The following is a 15,230-nucleotide window of genomic DNA, read 5'->3' on the forward strand; positions in this document are numbered from 1 at the left end:
GGCCGGGTCAGCCAGTCCTCAAAGTAAGCACGGATCATAGTAATTATCGACTGATCTGTCACGACGCTGACGGTGGCCGCTATCAGCACTCCGTTGCTACGCGCCACACCCGTGCAATAGCCGCCGCGCGCTCGCGCAACAAACGCGGCGCCTCAGCGCAGGCCTGTTCCAAAGTCATCGGTCCTGAGGGCAAGGCAAATGCCGCATCCACGCCATGGGCATACATCTGCTCGTAGCCATCGCCCAAGGTGCCGGCGATCACGATAACGGGCACCTTGTGCTGCCGGGCGATGCGCGCCACGCCGAACGGGGTTTTGCCGCGCAGGGTCTGGGCGTCGAAACGGCCTTCGCCGGTGATCACCAGGTCGGCGCCGCGTACGGCGGCGTCCAGGCCGACCAGTTCGGCCACTACCTCTACGCCAGCGCGGAACTGCGCACCGAGAAAGGCCTTGGCCGCAAAGCCCAAGCCACCTGCGGCGCCGCTGCCGGGTTCATCGCGTACATCCTTGGATAGCACGTTGGCGCAGTGATCGGCGAAGCGGCCAAGGGCGGCGTCGAGTTGTTGGACTTGCTCGGGATTCGCGCCTTTTTGCGGGCCGAAAATCGCCGAGGCGCCGTGGGGGCCGCACAGCGGATTGTTCACGTCCGCGGCGATTTCAAAGCGTACCTGCGCCAGGCGTGGGTCGAGGTGTTCCAGGCTGATCCGCGCCAGGCGCGCCAGGGCCAGGCCACCGGGTGGCAGCGGTTGGTCGTCGGCGTCGAACAGCTGCACACCGAGCGCCTGCATCGCGCCGGCACCGCCATCGTTGGTGGCACTGCCGCCAATCGCCAGGATGATGCGCTCAGCGCCGGCATCCAGTGCCGCACGGATCAGTTCGCCAGTGCCATGGGTGGTGGTGGTGCATGCGTCGCGCTGGCCCGGCGGCACCAACTGCAGGCCGCTGGCCTCGGCCATTTCGATGATCGCGGTGTGGCTGTCGGCCAACCAGCCCCAGTGTGCTTCAACTGCGCTGTCAAGCGGGCCACGCACGACGTGGTGGCGCAATTGGCCGTTGCACGCCGCGAGCACCGCATCCACTGTGCCTTCACCACCGTCCGCCATTGGGCATTGGACCAACTCGGCATCGGGCCACACCTGTGCCAGCCCGTCGGCAATAGCCTGGGCGACGCCTTCGGCACTGAGGCTGTCCTTGAACGAGTCGGGGGCGATGATGATTTTCATGGGCTTTCTCCGGTTTTTATAACCCCCATGCTGCCAGTTGGCACGGCTGCTGACGCCGGTCCAATGCACAAGTGTGGCGGTGCTTTGTTGTTCATTCCGACAAAGCCTGGGGCAACAGCTGTACGCCCAGGTAGAGGGCGAGCATGCCGTCCAGGGTCAACGGGTCGACGCCACTGAGTTCGGCAATCCGCTCCATGCGGTAACGCAGGCTGTTGCGGTGAATACCCAGGGCGTCGGCGCAGGCCTGGCTTTGCCCGTCGTGTTCGCACCAGCTGCGCAGCGTGGCCAGTAGTTGGCCATTGCCGTCCTTGGCCAGCACTTTGCGCAGCGGATTGAGCAGTTCGTCGAGGGCGTCGTCGTTGCGATGGCGCCAGAGCATTACCGGCAGGCGATAGCGGTTGAGCGTCAGCAAGCGTGACTGCGGCAACACATCGCGACCGTAGGCGAGTAAATCACCGACACGCCGATAGCAGCGACGCAGCCCCGCCAGCCCATCCGCTTGCCCGCCCACGGCGACACGCAGGACATGCCAGCCGAGGCCGTCGAGTTTTTCCAGCAGGCGCGGGTTGTCGACCGGCACCGCGGCTGGCCGGCACCACAACAATGAATACTGCGCCGAGCTGACACACCAGCTGTCCGGATAACGCGAGGTCAGCCAGCTACCCAACGCCTCTGCCGATTGCCCCGCGCCGAGTTCAAACAGATAAGGGGTGCGCGCCATCTGCGGCTTGAGCCCCAGTTGCTGGGCTTCGTCCACCAGGCGTGGCGAGTCGCCGGTTTCCGCCAGCAGCAGGGCCAGCAGGTCATCGCAACGCTGGCGCCGCCATTGTTGTTCGGCCTGCTGGTGGCGATGGCTCACCAGCATTTCGGCGGTCATGCGCACCAGTTCGGCGTAGGTACGCAGGCCTTCCGGTTCGCCGGTGATGCCCAGCACGCCGATCAGGCGGCCGTCGTGCAGCAGCGGCAGGTTGATACCCGGCTGCACGCCCTTGAGGTGCTTGGCGGTCTGGCCGTCGATTTCCACCACTCGGCCATTGGCGAGCACCAGTTGCGCGCCCTCATGGCGGGTATTGATACGCTCGGGTTCGCCGCTGCCGAGAATCAGGCCCTGGCTGTCCATGACATTGACGTTGTGAGGCAGGATCGCCATGGTCCGATCGACGATATCCTGCGCCAGGTCATGATCCAGCTCGAACATGCGGCTAAGTTCCTTGAAAGGATGATTGTTCATCGGCACAGCGCAAAGCAGGGTTCGCTGTGCGCAAGCACAAAGACAGCGGCCCGCCAGAGGGCCGAGACTCTTCAGGCGATCAACGTTACCCTCGCATCGCGAAAAATCATAATAAAGAGAGACTCCCATGTCACAGAGCGCCGCAGCCACACTGGCCACCGATGACGATAAAAACGCCATCTACAAGCGCATTACCCTGCGCCTGATCCCCTTCATTTTCATCTGCTATCTGTTCAACTACCTGGACCGGGTAAACGTCGGCTTTGCCAAGCTGCAGATGCTCGACGCGTTGAAATTCAGCGAAACCGTGTACGGCCTCGGGGCCGGGATCTTCTTTATCGGCTACGTGCTGTGCGGGGTGCCGAGCAACCTGGCGTTGACCAGGTTCGGTCCGCGCCGCTGGATTGCGTTGATGATGATCGTCTGGGGCACGCTGTCCACCTGCCTGCTGTTCGTCACCACACCGACGCACTTCTACACCCTGCGCCTGTTCACCGGTGCCGCTGAAGCGGGCTTCTTCCCCGGTGTGGTGCTGTACCTCTCGCAGTGGTTCCCGACGTTCCGCCGTGGGCGGATCATGGCGTTGTTCATGTCGGCCATTCCGGTGTCCGGTTTGCTCGGCAGCCCGTTCTCCGGCTGGATCCTCAACCACTTCGCTGCCGGCCAGGGTGGCCTTGCAGGCTGGCAGTGGATGTTCCTGCTGCAAGGCATCCCGACCGTGATTCTGGGCGCCCTTGCCTACTTCCTGCTCAGCGACAGTTTCGCCAACGCCAAGTGGCTCAAGCCCCACGAACGCGCGGTGCTGGAAGCCGACCAGGCGACTGACCTGGCCAATAAGCCGAAAACCACCACCGATTCGCTGGCCGAAGTGTTCAAGAACCCGGCGATCTGGGCGTTCGGCCTGATCTACTTCTGCATCCAGAGCGGCGTGTACGCCATCAACTTCTGGCTGCCGTCGATCATCAAGAACCTGGGGTTCAGCGATAACCTGGTGATCGGCTGGCTCAGTGCTATCCCCTACCTCCTGGCGGCGGTATTCATGCTGCTGGTGGGCCGTTCCGCCGACTTGCGCAAGGAGCGTCGCTGGCACTTGGTGGTGCCGATGCTGATGGGCGCAATCGGCCTGGTAATCGCGGTGAACTTCGCCACCACGCCGGCGATTGCGATCCTTGGCCTGACCATCGCCACCATGGGTGCCCTCACCGGCCTGCCAATGTTCTGGCCGGTGCCCACCGCCATGCTCAGTGCGGGCGCGGCGGCAGGCGGCCTGGCGTTGATCAATTCCATGGGCCAGATGGCCGGCTTCCTCAGCCCGTATATCGTGGGTTTTGTGAAGGATGCCACCGGGTCCACGGATGTGGCGCTGTACCTGCTGGCGGCGGTGATTGTCGCCGGCAGCGTGTTGGCGTTGCGGATGACGCGTACCCTTAAGGGCTAAGCGGCCTGCGTCAATAGGTGATTTTCAAATCGGTTGCTATGGGTTTCCCCTCCAGCACTCGCTTCTGGTCATCCGTCAGTGGTCTTTGTTCGGTGGGTTGCCGGCCTTGAATCGTGCCGATAATCGACTCGATGAGGGCGTTGGCCCCTGGGAACGGTGTAGGGTGATTCACTGTTGACATGGGCTCTCTCCAGAAAATGAACGTGAAGGGCTGCTCGGCTCGAGCAGCCCTCATGGGCTATGTGGTCTGCCGGACAATTTCGTTCAATCACCTTTCTCAACAAGCTACAGCGTACCGCCGCCGTCGATATCGATCACAGCACCGGTCATAAACCCATTCTCCATCGCCAACACATAGACCTTTGCTACTTCTTCAGCCTGTCCCACTCGCCCTACCGGCACCCCCTCTCCCACCTTGGCGAACATCGCCAGACGTTGTTCTTCAGACAACCCCCCATACGCTGGCGTATCAATCACGCCTGGGCTGATCACATTGACCCGACGCGGGGCCAGTTCTTTGGCCAACTGTTTGCCCAGAGCTTCGGTCGCCGCGTTGATCCCAGTCTTGATGAACTGGCCCGGCGCCAATTTACGTCCCAGTTGCCCAGAGGTCAGGCTGATGCTGCCGTGCTTATCCAGGAATGGCAGCGCCAGTTGGATCGCCCGTAATGAGCCCCAGAGTTTCACGTTGAAGTTGTCCTGAGCCTCGGTCAGATCGGTTTCGATCAAGGTCTTGGCACGCACGGTTGGCCCTGAGGTGTAGACCAGGTGGTCGAACCGCCCCACGCGTTCGAACAATTGTTGCAAAGACCCTGCATCGGTGACGTCCACCGGTTCGCTGCGCAGGCCGTTTACCACGCCGCTGACCAAGCGCCGCCCGGCCAACACCACCTGCGCCCCGCGCGCAGCCGCGGCCTTGGCCACGGCTGCGCCGATTCCGCTGCTGCCGCCAATCACGATGACGGTTTTGCCGTTGAGGGAAGAAGTCATGGGGAAATTCCTGATTGAGAAAGTGAGGGTTCATCTTCCCAGCTTGGCAATCGACGAAAAATCCCGGTAAAACGACAAGATCTTTAAAGGATTTTTACAAATGAGCTCAACCCTCGACCTTGAAGTCTTCGTGCGCACCGCCGACACCGGCAGCCTGTCTGCCGCCGCCCGCGGGCTCGGCTTGACCCCGGCCGCCGCCAGTATCGCCCTCAAGCGCCTGGAAACCCGCCTGGGCATTCGCCTGCTGGCGCGCTCGACCCGCAGCATGCGCTTGACCGAAGAAGGTCGGCGCTACCTGGAGAGCGTGCGCGTCGCACTGGAGGCACTGTCCGAGGGCGAACAGGCGATCAAGCAGCAGGGCCAGAGCCTCAGCGGTTTGCTGCAACTGGCGGCGCCCTCGGACTTCGGGCGCAATGTGCTGCTGGGCTGGCTGGATGCGTTCAAGCTCGAACACCCGAATATCCGCCTGCAATTGCTGCTCAACGACAGCAATGCCGACCTGTTCCGCGACACCGTGGACATTGCCCTGCGCTTTGGTGTCCCCCGGGACTCCAGCCTAGTGGCACTGCCAGTGGTGCCCGACCACCACCGCATCCCCTGCGCCAGCCCGGATTACCTGGCGCGTCACGGCACGCCCCGGACTCCGGCCGACCTGGCACAACACAACACGCTGCGCTACATGCGTCGGGGCCGTGCCAACAATACCTGGTATTTCCGCCAGGGCGCGGTGTTGCAGGAGGTCGAAGTGTCGGGGGACTACTTGAGCGATGACGGCGAAATCGTGCGGCGCTGGGCATTGGCCGGTCACGGCATCGCCTACAAGGCCAACCTGGATATTGCCCAGGACATCAAGGCCGGTCGGCTGGTGCCGTTGCTGCCTGACTGGCAGGGCGAACCGACGCCCTTCAACCTGATGTGCCCGCACCGGCTGCAGGTGTCGGAACGGGTGAAGGTGCTGCACCGTTTCCTGCAGCAGCGTTGTCAGGTGCTGCTGAGTCCATGAAGAAACGCGTGCAGGGCTTGTCCCAGAGCGGCCGAGTCTGGTATTGCATTGGGCACGTTTCCCTGCCTTGAGGAGTTTTCCATGATTTACCGCACATTGGGCCAGTCCGGGTTGAAGGTCAGCGCCTTGACCCTGGGCACCATGATGTTTGGCGAACAGACCAACACCGAGGACTCGCTGCGCATCATCGACAAGGCCTGGGACCAGGGCATCAATTTTATCGACACGGCGGACGTCTACACCGGCGGACGTTCCGAGGAAATCGTCGGCGAAGCCATCGTGCGCAATCGCCAGGACTGGGTGGTGGCGTCCAAGGTTGGCATCGGCCCGGTGGACGGTTTGCCCAACCGCAGCGGCTTGAGCCGCAAACGTATTTTCAATGCACTGGAAGCCAGCCTGACCCGGCTCGATACCGATTACCTGGACATCTACTACCTGCACCGCGAAGACCACAACACCCCGCTGGAAGTGACGGTATCGGCGATCGGCGACCTGATCCGCCAGGGCAAGATCCGCTATTGGGGCCTGTCGAACTATCGCGGCTGGCGCATTGCCGAGGTGATTCGCGTGGCCGAACGCCTGGGTGTCGACAAGCCGATCATCAGCCAGCCGCTGTACAACATCGTCAACCGCCAGGCCGAAGTCGAGCAGCTCACTGCCGCAGCCGCCTATGGCCTGGGTGTGGTGCCTTACAGCCCATTGGCCCGTGGCGTGCTCAGTGGCAAATACGCGCCGGACGTCACCCCCGAGGCCGGCAGCCGTGCGGCGCGCCAGGACAAGCGCATCCTGGAAACCGAATGGCGCGTGGAATCGCTGCGCATCGCCCAGCAGATCCAGCAGTACACCCAAGGGCGTGGTGTGGGGATCGTGGAGTTTGCGATTGCCTGGGTATTGAACAATTCGGCGGTGAGCTCGGCGATTGTCGGGCCGCGCACCGAAGCGCAATGGGATGCCTACCTCGGGGCGTTGGACGTGAAGATCACGATCGAGGATGAAGCGTTCATCGATTCGCTGGTGACGCCGGGGCATTCGTCGACGCCAGGGTTCAATGACGTCGGGCATTTTGTGTCGGGGCGCGTGGCGCGAGCTTAAGCCCGGTAGCCCTGTTACTGAGCAGAACACAGTATTGTGGCGAGCGGGCTTGCCCCGCGTTGGAGTGCGCAGCGCTCCCAGTTTTTTTGGGGCTGCTACGCAACCCAACGCGGGACAAGCCCGCTCGCCACAGTTAGCCCGCCCCCGCAGCGGACTAACGCGAAAATTTGCTGAAAAACGCCCCAAAACAGCGCACCCCTCTCCTGCTAAAAGCACCATAATCCCCTCCTGAAATTTCCCCTCTTTTCGTATCAATGGTTTTTCGCGAGGACAGCGTGTCTAAAGGTGTCGTGTTATCGGTCTTGGCCTCGGTGTTGTTTGCCGTGATGTATTACTTCACGTCACTGCTCACGCCTTTGAGCGGCCTGGAAATTTTCGGCTGGCGCATGTTGCTCACCGTGCCGTGCATGACGGTGTTCATGATCGTCAGCGGCGAATGGCGACGGGTGTGGGAGCTGCTGCGGATGTTGGCGGCCCGACCTGCCTTGATCGCGGGCGTGCTGGTGTCTTCGGCTTTGCTGGGCGTGCAGTTGTGGTTATTCATGTGGGCACCGCTGAATGGACGCAGCCTGGATGTGTCGGTGGGATACTTCCTGTTGCCGCTGACCATGGTCCTGACCGGCCGCCTGGTGTGGGGCGAACAGCTGTCGTACTTACAACAGATCGCCGTCTGTTTCGCCGGCCTTGGGGTGCTCAACGAGCTGTACCAGGCCGGTGGTTTTTCCTGGGCCACGCTGGTGGTGATCATCGGCTACCCGGTCTATTTCATCGTGCGCAAGTACCTCAAGACCGACCATTTGGGTGGGCTCTGGCTGGACATGGCGTTGATGCTGCCGGTGGCCTGGTGGTTTGTGCAAAGCGGCGAGCAAGGCTTTGCGGTGCTGGATGCGCACCCCAAGCTATACGCGCTGATTCCGACGCTGGGCCTGATCAGCGCGTCAGCACTGGTGAGCTACATCATCGCCAGCCGCCTGCTGGCGTTCAGCCTGTTCGGGCTGCTCAGCTACGTTGAGCCAGTGCTACTGCTGGGAGTGGCGTTGATCCTGGGTGAAGGGATCAAGGGCAGCGAATGGTTGACCTACATCCCGATCTGGCTGGCGGTGATGGTGCTGGTGTTTGAAGGGTTCAAGCACTTGGTACGCCAGCGTAAAGCCTGATCGGCAGACAGCAAAAAGCCCGGCCAGGTTACCCATGGCCGGGCTTTTTCGTGTGCGTTAGTCGGTGGTCAACACCCCACGACGCACCTGGTCGCGTTCGATCGACTCGAACAGCGCCTTGAAGTTACCCTCGCCAAACCCATCATCGCCCTTGCGCTGGATGAACTCGAAGAACACCGGCCCCATCAAGGTTTCCGAGAAGATCTGCAGCAGCAGGCGCTTGTCGCCTTCAACCGAGGAACCGTCCAGCAGAATGCCGCGTGCCTGCAGTTGATCCACCGGCTCGCCATGGTTCGGCAAGCGGCCTTCGAGCATTTCGTAGTAGGTGTCCGGCGGCGCTGTCATAAAGCGCATGCCGATCTTCTTCAACGCGTCCCAGGTCTTGACCAGGTCGTCGGTGAGGAACGCCACGTGCTGGATGCCCTCGCCGTTGAACTGCATCAGGAACTCTTCGATCTGGCCGGCGCCCTTGGACGACTCTTCGTTCAGCGGGATGCGGATCATGCCATCCGGCGCGCTCATGGCCTTGGACGTCAGGCCGGTGTACTCGCCCTTGATATCGAAGTAACGCGCTTCACGGAAGTTGAACAGCTTCTCGTAGAAGTTCGCCCAGTAAACCATGCGGCCGCGATACACGTTGTGGGTCAGATGGTCGATGACCTTCAGTCCCGCACCCACCGGGTTGCGCTCCACGCCTTCGAGGTAGACGAAGTCGATGTCGTAGATCGAGCTGCCTTCGCCGAAACGGTCGATCAGGTACAGCGGCGCGCCGCCGATACCCTTGATGGCTGGCAGGTTCAGCTCCATCGGGCCGGTTTCGATGTGGATCGGCTGGGCGCCCAGTTCCAGCGCGCGGTTGTAGGCTTTTTGCGAGTCCTTGACGCGGAACGCCATGCCGCACACCGACGGGCCGTGTTCGGCAGCGAAGTAGGAAGCGATGCTGTTGGGTTCGTTGTTGAGGATCAGGTTGATCTCGCCCTGGCGATACAGGTGCACGTTCTTGGAACGGTGGGTCGCGACCTTGGTGAAGCCCATGATCTCGAAGATCGGCTCCAGGGTGCCTGGCGTCGGCGACGCGAATTCGATGAATTCAAAGCCCATCAGGCCCATTGGGTTTTCGTATAGATCTGCCATGATTTGGCGCCTCATCATTCTTGTGTTTTGAAGGTTTCAATTGCCAGCAAGGATGGGGAGCACGGGCGGCGCACAGGAAAGACCTCGCACACTGCGGGCGAGGAAGTCACCAAAGATGAGGGGGGAGCCGAGTAGCTTCATGATGTCATCGGTCTCTGACGGCTTAGGCTTGCGTGAGCACAAGTCCATATTCTTGTATGCGTAAATCGATTCTACACAGCGTAACTGCGTTTGTCCGTACTCTTATCAAATCCCCATTACCCGCACCCGTGCAAGGGGTTTATTTGCACAGGTAGATGCCCGCCAGGATGATCGCACCGCCCATCAGCATGGGCAGGGTGAAAGGCTCGTCCAGCAGCACGGCGCCACAGATCACCGCCGTCAGCGGATTGAGCGCGATGAATACACCACTGCGGGTCGCGCCAATACGCCGGATGCCATCGTAATAGCCGATATACGCCAGGGCCGAGCCCAGTACCCCGAGGTAGAGCAGGCTGTACAACTGCGGCAGGTGGATAGCACTGAGCGCAACCAGAGTCAGTCGCCCGCTCAACAGCGTGATGAGCGTAAGCATCAGCGTTCCCAGCAACACCGACCAGGTGACGGTCTGCAAGGGCCCCAGGCGCTGGTTAAGCGCGCGTGCGCCCAGCGAATAGAGGCCCCACCCCGCCACGCAGCCGGCGATCAGCAGATCGCCGCGCCAGGCGTTGGTCGCACCCTGCAGCCCCAGTGGGTCGCGGTTGATGATGACAACCGCCGCGCCCGCCAGGCACAACCCGATCCCCAGTGCCTTGCCAAGCCCCAGGCGTTCCTTGAATAACAGCCAGGATGTCAGGCCAATCACCGCTGGGTTCAAGGCGACGATCAGCGATGCCCGCGAGGCGCCGATGTACTGCAAGCCGTAGAAGAAGCACAGGTTGTAGAAAAAGATGCCGAAAAATCCCAGCAATGCCAGTCGCCCCAACTGCGCCAGGTTTGGACGGGCCAGGGGAATGCGCGCAAACGCCATGAACAGCAACAGCGCGACGCTGGCCAGCAGAAAACGCAGGCTGGCCGCCAGCAGCGGGTCGATGGCACCGGACAGGTAGCGCCCGGCGACGAAGGTGCCGCCCCAGATCATGGAGACGGCAGCGAGCTTCAAGTAGGTCAAACAATCGGTGGAAGGTTTCATGGTGGTATTGCTCTGGTGCTGAACGAGTTAGCCTAGTGTTTGCCTGATACTTGATCATCGTAAAATGAGTAAATACTCATGACCCTGACCCAACTTGAAATTTTCTCCCTGGTCGCTGAGCTGCAAGGCTTTACCCATGCGGCCAACCGCCTGGGTATCAGCCAATCGGCGGTGTCCCATGCCATCAAGGGCCTGGAGCAGGAACTGGGGGTGGAGCTGTTCCGTCGTCATCAAGCCCATGTGGCGTTGACCGACATTGGCGAACAATTGCTGCTGCGCGCCCGCGCCATGCTCGGCCTGGCCGGCACCCTTGAACAGGAGGCCGCCGATGCCCGGGGCTTGAAGCGCGGCACGCTGCGCATCGGCTCCTTCGGGCCAACGTCGTCCAATCGGCTGTTGCCGCAGATCCTTCGGCCGTTTCGCCAGGCCTACCCCGACATTGAGGTGCATGTCGATGAAGGCCCGGACCGCCAGGTCATCCAATGGCTGGATGAGCGGCGCATCGACGTGGGTTTCGTGGTGCTGGAGCAAGAGCGATTCGACACCTTCGCGCTGTTCACCGATCAGATGGTCGCGCTGTTGCCGGCCAACCACCCCCTGGTCGCACACCCTGCCCTGCGTCTTGGAGATCTCTGCGAGGCGCCCTTCATCCTGACCGAGGCCGGCTCGTCGGAGCTGGTCTCGCGCCTGTTCGCCGATGCCCGGTTGACCCCGAAGGTGCGTTACCGTTGCGCGCAGTTGCTCAGCACGCTGGAAGCGGTGAGCCGTGGCGATGGCGTCAGCGTGGTGGCCCAGGGTTCCCTGCCGGTTACGCCAGACCCGCGTTATGTGGCACGCCCACTGGCACCGGCCATTACCCGTTCGATTGGACTGGCGGTGCTGGACCGCCGCCAGGCGTCACCCGCCACCCTGGCGTTTATTCGCGTGGCACAAGGCCTGGACTATGGGCATGTCACACCGCTATAGCAGCTGGCGATGATGGCGCAGCGCGCCGTTGTCATCCACGGTACTGAAGCGCAGGCTGGCAGCGCCGGATGGCAACTTCAGGATCGCGTCGAAGGACAGGCGGGTGGCGGACCGTGGGGCGATCAGTCGATATGGCGCGTGCCGTTGATGATCACACCGGCATTTACCGTCGCCGGTCCACCGTGCAGCAGCAGCACTGCCAGTAGCAGTCCCAGATAACGCCCGCAAGGCTGCCTACTGACCGAACGGGTAGGTATCCCGAGCTTATTGCGGCGACTGCAACTATCATCGAGTCATGTCCGACCCGCCGTACTGACGCCTCTCTCACCTCGTACCAGGCTTTTACCCCATGCCCCTGACCGTCCAAGGCCCGCGCAGCCGTGCCACCCGTAACCTGATCAGCGTATTTTGCGCCATGGTGCCCGTTGCATTGGGCGTGGCGATCCTCCATTGGCAGGCCGAACGCACCCTTGAACAAAGCACCGCCCAGACCGCGCAGGAAGCTGTGCGCCAATTCGACTTGATGCTCGATAACACCGCCCTCGCCGCCCAGGCGTTGCTGCCACTGGCAGGTCAACCCTGTGATAACGGCGCGCAGCTGGCATTGCGCGAGCAGGTCACGCGCCGTCCATTCGTGCGGGCGACCACCTTGTCCTGGCAGAGAAACATCTACTGCAGCTCGTTGTTTGGCGACCAATACGCGTCGCCGGTCAATCCGGATGATTATGTAGACGGCAAGTTGTGGTTGATGGATGGCAACCCGGTGACGCCGGATACCGCTCTGCTGGTGTACCGGCTGGTCGAGGGTGACAAGGCCGCATTTGCGTCGATCGACGGCTACCACCTGACCAACGCCTTGCGCCTGATCAGTCGTTACGCCGACCTGGTACTGCAAGTCGGGCCCCATTGGCTGGGGGCCGATGGAAAAGTGCATGACACCGCGGTGCCGCTATTTGCCGTGGCGCACCATCATCTTGCATCCTCGCGTTATCACTACAGCGTCGACGCAGGCATGCCGGCTGGCGAAGTCTGGCGCTACATGCAGGCTCGATACCCGGCGTTGTTCAGCCTGCTGGTGTTCTTTGGCCTGCTGGCTGGGGCGCTGGCGCATTGGCTGCAAAAACGCTCTTCGGCCCCCACCCATGAACTGTATCGGGCATTGGCCGCCAACGAATTCATTCCGTACTTCCAGCCCGTGGTGCGCGGTGATACCCGTGAATGGGCAGGCTGCGAGGTACTGATGCGCTGGCAACACCCTAAGGAAGGGCTGGTGCGACCCGATCTGTTTATCCCCCTGGCCGAGCATTCGGGCCTGATCGTGCCGATGACTCGTGCTCTCCTGCGCCAGACCGCCGCGCAACTGGCGCCCCATGCCACGCGTTTCAGCCCGGGATTCCATATTGGTGTGAACATCACTGCACGCCACTGCCAGGACCTGGCACTGGTGGAGGACTGCCGTGAGTTTCTCGCCGCCTTTCCCGTAGGCCAGGTGACTCTGGTGCTGGAGTTGACCGAACGCGAGTTGATCGAACCCACCGAGATTACCCGCCGCTTGTTCGACGCCTTGCATCAATTGGGGGTGATGATTGCCATTGACGATTTTGGCACCGGCCATTCCAGCCTGGGCTATTTACGCAACTTCAATGTGGACTACTTGAAGATTGACCAGAGTTTTGTCGCCATGATCGGTGCAGATGCACTATCGGGGCATATTCTGGACAGCATCATAGAGCTGTCGGGCAAGCTCGACTTGGGCATTGTTGCAGAAGGTGTGGAGACGCGCGAACAGTGTGATTACCTGGCCGCTCAAGGGGTGGACTTCCTGCAAGGCTACCTGTTTGGAAAGCCTTTACCCTGTGATGAATTTATTAAATCGCTGGCGCGTCATTGAATAGCCATGCACTACCTGTACTGAAATAGTTGGGTCTGGAGAAAAGACATGATTTACTCGTGGCGCATTAACTACTACAATTTTTCCTGCCTGTGCAGAACTCGCGAGACGACTTCTTTCCTGGGTCGCCTTAAAGCGCTTGGCTTATAGCTTTGTCTGCAGTTGATATCAGCCAACTACACTATTGGAGTACAGATTTTGTCCAGACTCGCCGAATTTCGCGCAGCAGAAAAAGCCCTTCAAGAGCAGCTTGCCCAGCTGGAATCCCTGAAGAACGATGCTGGCCTGAAGAAAGAAATCGAATTCGAGGAAAAGCTTCAAGCCCTGATGAAGAGCTATGGCAAAGGCCTGCGCGACATCATTTCCATCCTTGATCCAAACCCGGGCAAGTCCAGCGCCGCTGCTGCCGCACCCAAACAGCGCCGTGCGCGAGTGGTCAAGGTTTACCAGAACCCGCACACCGGTGAACTGATCGAAACCAAAGGCGGTAACCACCGTGGCCTCAAGGCCTGGAAAGAACAGTACGGCCCTGCCACTGTAGATTCCTGGCTTCGCGGCTGATCGTACCGGATTTATAAAGAGCCCCGCTGACGCGGGGCTTTTTTATCTTATAAGGTTCGAAATCGAACTTAAATAACATTTCACTTTGTTCAAAATCGACATGCCTCACGCACTTAAAGTTTCAGGCTATCGCGTACCGAACTGACTTCCTCCTTGCTTGCTTCATACGCATCGGCCCGACCTGCGTATGAAAAAACATACGCCTTATCGGTATCAACCGCGCCCACCAATGTTTGCGAGAGCACGTGCCGCCCGTTCTCGGTTATCACGCAAGTAGTTTCCAGCGCTTCAAGACGGCTCAATGTTGAAGGGCGCATCTTGCTGCACACGCTTTGATAACCGCCCTGGGCAAAATCCTTCTGGATGGATTTGCGCATCTCCAGCAGTACGCCTTGAAGATTAACCTTGTGGCCAACTTCAATCGGTGTCCCGGTCAACTCCATGACCATCAGGGTCGTACCGTTTTCATCATTCTTGATTGCCCGCTGGCGTGATACTGCTTGGGGTTTTACAGGTGCCTGTTCATCCGCGACGACTTCCTCGACCTGCCACCCACCAGGCCAATGAATTTCGGGCTCGGCGGCCACTACGCAGGAACTGCCCAACCACACGCACAGCATGCCCAACAGCGGTTTACGAAATTCAGTCATTACCAAAAACACCCAAGGTTCAATGGCCAAAGTTTGAGCCCCAGCCTCCACAGGCCGCAAGGCCTGCGTGGCTTTTTCATCTGGCGACCGGACCGAGCCTTGCGTATCATGGAGCGGCTGCACGGATGCCAGCCGCAAGCCAAGGAACCGCTCACATTTCAGAGCCGCGTTTGCCCCATTTTTTCTGGAGGGCCCATGAGCCTGCACGAACTGAACACTTTCCCGGGCGTCACTGCCCAACCTGACACCGCCACCGCCAATTTCGTGTTCAACCACACCATGCTGCGGGTCAAGGACATCACCAAGTCGCTGGACTTCTACACCCGTGTCCTGGGCTTTTCCCTGGTTGAAAAACGCGACTTCCCGGAAGCCGAATTCAGCCTGTACTTCCTCGCTCTGGTCGATAAATCACAGATTCCGGCCGACGCTGCCGAGCGCACCCAGTGGATGAAGTCGATTCCAGGCATCCTGGAACTGACCCACAACCACGGCACCGAAAACGACGCTGACTTCGCCTATCACAACGGCAATACCGACCCACGTGGTTTTGGCCATATCTGTATCTCGGTGCCGGATATCGTCGCTGCCTGCGAGCGCTTCGAAGCTTTGGGCTGCGATTTCCAGAAGCGCCTGACCGACGGTCGCATGAAGAGCCTGGCCTTCATCAAGGACCCGGATGGGTATTGGGTCGAAATTATCCAGCCGGCGCCGCTGTAACGAAAAA

15 protein-coding genes and 1 pseudogene are annotated in these 15,230 nt (G+C 60.7%); 8 read left to right on the plus strand and 8 right to left on the minus strand.

Annotated features, from left to right (window positions below; all coding sequences use genetic code 11):
• Nucleotides 1-82: 82 nt before the first annotated feature.
• Nucleotides 83-1,222: a glycerate kinase gene (locus tag BMX59_RS08525; protein ID WP_093121025.1), complete on the minus strand. Its 1,140-nt coding sequence runs from the start codon at nucleotides 1,220-1,222 to the stop codon at nucleotides 83-85.
• A 91-nt stretch (nucleotides 1,223-1,313) separates the two neighbouring features.
• On the minus strand, nucleotides 1,314-2,420 hold the full coding sequence (locus BMX59_RS08530) for a sugar diacid recognition domain-containing protein (protein ID WP_092243680.1): 1,107 nt from the start codon (nucleotides 2,418-2,420) through the stop codon (nucleotides 1,314-1,316).
• Nucleotides 2,421-2,580: 160 nt separating this feature from the next.
• Here BMX59_RS08530 and BMX59_RS08535 point away from each other — a divergent pair, with 160 nt between their 5' ends.
• On the plus strand, nucleotides 2,581-3,891 hold the full coding sequence (locus tag BMX59_RS08535; protein ID WP_092243682.1) for an MFS transporter: 1,311 nt from the start codon (nucleotides 2,581-2,583) through the stop codon (nucleotides 3,889-3,891).
• Between the two features lie 10 nt (nucleotides 3,892-3,901).
• Here BMX59_RS08535 and BMX59_RS30430 read toward each other — a convergent pair whose 3' ends face one another.
• Complete coding sequence (locus BMX59_RS30430) at nucleotides 3,902-4,072, minus strand: hypothetical protein (protein WP_175486666.1); 171 nt, start codon at nucleotides 4,070-4,072, stop codon at nucleotides 3,902-3,904.
• Nucleotides 4,073-4,176: 104 nt separating this feature from the next.
• Entirely contained in the window at nucleotides 4,177-4,881 is a 705-nt protein-coding gene (locus BMX59_RS08545; protein WP_093121027.1) for an SDR family oxidoreductase, read from the minus strand.
• A 100-nt stretch (nucleotides 4,882-4,981) separates the two neighbouring features.
• On the opposite strand from BMX59_RS08545, the gene BMX59_RS08550 reads away from it, so the two are divergent.
• From BMX59_RS08550 to rarD, 3 genes are all read left to right on the plus strand, one after another.
• Nucleotides 4,982-5,884 (plus strand): LysR family transcriptional regulator, encoded by a 903-nt coding sequence (locus BMX59_RS08550; protein ID WP_092243692.1) that lies wholly within the window; start codon nucleotides 4,982-4,984, stop codon nucleotides 5,882-5,884.
• Nucleotides 5,885-5,965: 81 nt separating this feature from the next.
• Complete coding sequence (locus BMX59_RS08555) at nucleotides 5,966-6,976, plus strand: aldo/keto reductase (RefSeq protein ID WP_092243695.1); 1,011 nt, start codon at nucleotides 5,966-5,968, stop codon at nucleotides 6,974-6,976.
• 275 nt (nucleotides 6,977-7,251) lie between these two features.
• The gene (gene rarD / locus BMX59_RS08560; RefSeq protein ID WP_093121256.1) at nucleotides 7,252-8,133 is read left to right on the plus strand and encodes an EamA family transporter RarD; all 882 of its coding nucleotides are present in this window, start codon (nucleotides 7,252-7,254) and stop codon (nucleotides 8,131-8,133) included.
• Nucleotides 8,134-8,190: 57 nt separating this feature from the next.
• Here the strand turns inward: rarD and hppD are convergent, their stop codons facing one another.
• Both hppD and BMX59_RS08570 read right to left on the minus strand, forming a co-directional pair.
• Complete coding sequence (hppD, locus tag BMX59_RS08565; protein ID WP_058425843.1) at nucleotides 8,191-9,267, minus strand: 4-hydroxyphenylpyruvate dioxygenase; 1,077 nt, start codon at nucleotides 9,265-9,267, stop codon at nucleotides 8,191-8,193.
• A 246-nt stretch (nucleotides 9,268-9,513) separates the two neighbouring features.
• Nucleotides 9,514-10,438 (minus strand): annotated as a pseudogene (locus BMX59_RS08570) (DMT family transporter).
• 78 nt (nucleotides 10,439-10,516) lie between these two features.
• Between BMX59_RS08570 and BMX59_RS08575 the strand changes: the two are divergent.
• Nucleotides 10,517-11,404, plus strand: a complete 888-nt coding sequence (locus BMX59_RS08575) for a LysR family transcriptional regulator (protein ID WP_093121028.1) — start codon at nucleotides 10,517-10,519, stop codon at nucleotides 11,402-11,404.
• On the opposite strand, the gene BMX59_RS30070 is transcribed toward BMX59_RS08575, so the two are convergent.
• The gene (locus BMX59_RS30070; protein WP_139212855.1) at nucleotides 11,399-11,632 is read right to left on the minus strand and encodes a hypothetical protein; all 234 of its coding nucleotides are present in this window, start codon (nucleotides 11,630-11,632) and stop codon (nucleotides 11,399-11,401) included. The genes BMX59_RS08575 and BMX59_RS30070 overlap by 6 nt on opposite strands.
• Nucleotides 11,633-11,753: 121 nt before the next feature.
• On the opposite strand from BMX59_RS30070, the gene BMX59_RS08580 reads away from it, so the two are divergent.
• Nucleotides 11,754-13,295, plus strand: coding sequence for an EAL domain-containing protein (locus tag BMX59_RS08580; protein ID WP_092243704.1), 1,542 nt, complete (start codon nucleotides 11,754-11,756; stop codon nucleotides 13,293-13,295).
• A gap of 198 nt (nucleotides 13,296-13,493) precedes the next feature.
• Nucleotides 13,494-13,856: a histone-like nucleoid-structuring protein, MvaT/MvaU family gene (locus BMX59_RS08585; protein ID WP_071488246.1), complete on the plus strand. Its 363-nt coding sequence runs from the start codon at nucleotides 13,494-13,496 to the stop codon at nucleotides 13,854-13,856.
• Between the two features lie 113 nt (nucleotides 13,857-13,969).
• Here the strand turns inward: BMX59_RS08585 and BMX59_RS08590 are convergent, their stop codons facing one another.
• Nucleotides 13,970-14,506 (minus strand): DUF4946 domain-containing protein, encoded by a 537-nt coding sequence (locus tag BMX59_RS08590; RefSeq protein WP_092244413.1) that lies wholly within the window; start codon nucleotides 14,504-14,506, stop codon nucleotides 13,970-13,972.
• 195 nt (nucleotides 14,507-14,701) lie between these two features.
• Here BMX59_RS08590 and gloA point away from each other — a divergent pair, with 195 nt between their 5' ends.
• Nucleotides 14,702-15,223 (plus strand): lactoylglutathione lyase, encoded by a 522-nt coding sequence (gene gloA / locus BMX59_RS08595; RefSeq protein ID WP_071488245.1) that lies wholly within the window; start codon nucleotides 14,702-14,704, stop codon nucleotides 15,221-15,223.
• Nucleotides 15,224-15,230 lie beyond the last annotated feature (7 nt).

The sequence above is a fragment of the Pseudomonas sp. NFR09 genome, from assembly GCF_900111535.1.
GTDB lineage: Bacteria > Pseudomonadota > Gammaproteobacteria > Pseudomonadales > Pseudomonadaceae > Aquipseudomonas > Aquipseudomonas extremorientalis.